General features: G+C 69.6%; 2 protein-coding genes. One reads left to right on the top strand and one right to left on the bottom strand.

Translation table 11 applies throughout. The features are described from left to right. A partial coding sequence (locus tag ACRDSQ_RS29795; RefSeq protein WP_431425656.1) for a YciI family protein occupies nucleotides 1-246 on the bottom strand: 246 nt, incomplete at its 3' end. 120 nt (nucleotides 247-366) lie between these two features. On the opposite strand from ACRDSQ_RS29795, the gene ACRDSQ_RS29790 reads away from it, so the two are divergent. Further along, nucleotides 367-2,263, top strand: a 1,897-nt coding sequence (locus ACRDSQ_RS29790) for a DUF4158 domain-containing protein (protein WP_431425657.1), incomplete at its 3' end; no start/stop codon positions are given.

The raw sequence follows: 2,263 nt of genomic DNA, 5'->3' as shown, positions 1-2,263 counted from the left end.
CCATTCGATCGCGACGTCCTCGTTCTCGGCCTCGATGATCCAGAAGCCACCGAGGTACTCGTCGGCCTCGACGAACGGGCCCGGGGTGAGGACGGGGCTGTCTCCGGAGTAGTCCACCGTGGTCGCGCTTGACGGCGGCTGCAGGCCGCCGGCGGTCACGAACGCGCCCGCTTCCACAACGGCGGTGTTGAACGCACCGACCGCGGCCATGACCTCCTGCAGCTCCGCGGGGTCCATGTCCTCCATCGTCGGCTCCTCGGCGGAGTCGTGGGGGAGGCTCAGGAAGTATTTCGGGCGGATATGGCCAAGTAGGCTTCTGAGCTGGGGATCTTCGGGTGCCAGCTGGAGGCATATGTGGCGGTGCAGGTGTTCGCGGACGCGGAGCTGGAGCGTCTGCGGGGCTTCCCGGAGATCGGACGGGACGAGCTGTTCAGGTTCTTCACTCTCACCCGGGCGGATGTCGCCTTCGTGGACCCCGGTCGGGGCCGAGGTCCGGCAGACCGGCTGGGCTTGGCGGTGACGTTGTGCACGCTGCCGTGGTTGGGATTCGTTCCGGACAAGGTGTCCACTGCGCCGCCGGTTGCTGTGGCCCGGCTTGCCGACCAGCTTGGTGTTGATGCAGGCGAGTTGCGGTCCTATGGCCGTCGGGCGAAGACCCGCACTGAGCACTTGCGGCTGGTGGCGCAGTACTTGGGGTGGCGCCCGCCGTCCACTCTGGAGCTCAAGGAGCTCGATGAGTTTCTGCTGGCGCGGGCGATGGAGCATGACTCGCCCACGCTGTTGTTTCGGCTGGCGTGTGAGTACCTGATCTCGGCGCGGGTGATCCGGCCTGGTCCGGTGACTGTGGTCGAGCGGGTCGCGCACGCCCGGGAGCAGGCGCAGCGGGAGACCTACGTCGGGTTGGCGCACGAGTTCACCGACGCCAGGTGCGCGGCGTTGGACGGGCTGCTGGTCACCGACCCCGAGGTCAAGGCCACACGGCTGCGTTGGTTGTCCACCGGCGCGGTCGAAGCGTCGCCGGCTGCGGTGAAGGCGGAGGTCGCGAAGCTGGAGTTTCTGCGCGGCCTGGGTGCCGATGCCCTGGACCTGTCGATGCTTCCGGCCGAGCGGCGCCGTTTCCTGGCCACTGTCGGCCGCCGGTTGACCGCCCAGGCGCTGGAGCGACGTGGTCCGCAGCGGCGCTATCCGATCTTGCTCACGCTGTTGGCGCAGTCGGCGACCGATGTGCTCGATGAGGTCGTGGGGTTGTTCGATCAGGCCATCTCGGCGCGGGAGGGCAAGGCCGAGCGGAAGATGCGCGAGGCGCTGGCCGAGCGGGGCAAAGCCGGGGAGGACCGGCAGGCGCTGCTCGACGATCTGCTGGCCATCATCGCCGACCCGCAGATCAGCGACGAGCAGATCGGTGGGTTGATCCGGGGTGAGCGGATCGGGTGGCCGCGGCTGCGGTCGGCGGTGGCGCAGGCCGCGCCGAGGTTGCCGCGCGATCACGGGCACCTGGCCGCGCTGGATGGCTCGTACGGGTATCTGCGCCAGTTCACTCCGCAGGTGCTCGCGGCGGTGCGGTTCGCCGGCGGCACCGCCGCGACCGGGTTGCTGGAGGCGGTGGAGATCCTGCGTGAACTCAACGCCACCGGTGCCCGGCGCGTCCCTGACGGGTTCGTGCCCACGCGGTGGCGCGGCTACCTCGACACCGCGCGCAAGTCCGGAAGCACCAACGCTTATCGGCACTATTGGGAGCTGTGCACCCTGCTCGGGTTGCGCGACGGGCTGCGCACCGGCGATGTGTACGTGCCCGGCTCGCGGCGCTACTCCGACCCCGCAACCTACTTGCTGACCGCGGAGAAGTGGTCGGCGCAGCGCGTGGAGTTCTGCCGGCTCGTGGGCAAACCCGCCGACCCCGCCCGCGCGCTGGCCGTCGCCGGGGACGAGCTGGGTCAGGCGCTGGGGGAGCTGGAACAGGTCCTGGCCGCCGGAGACGGGCCGGTGCGCCTGGACGACGGCGGCGACCTGGTGATCTCCCCGCTCTCGGCGGAGGACATCCCGGCCGAGGCGACCGCGTTGAAAGCGGAGTTGACCGCGATGCTGCCGTTCGCGTCGATCGTGTCGCTGCTGATCGAGCTGGACAAGCGCACCGGTTTCCTGGACTGCTTCACCCACGCCGGCGGCAAGCAGTCCCGCAGCCCGGAGTTGAAGCGGAACCTGATCGCGGTGCTGATCAGCCACTCCACCAACCTCGGCCTGACGCGGATGGCCGACGCCTGTG

The organism is Actinokineospora sp. (genome assembly GCF_050699995.1).
Lineage (GTDB): Bacteria > Actinomycetota > Actinomycetes > Mycobacteriales > Pseudonocardiaceae > Actinokineospora.
Note: the sequence above shows the minus strand (reverse complement) of the source record. Positions and strands in the feature narration are given on the sequence as shown.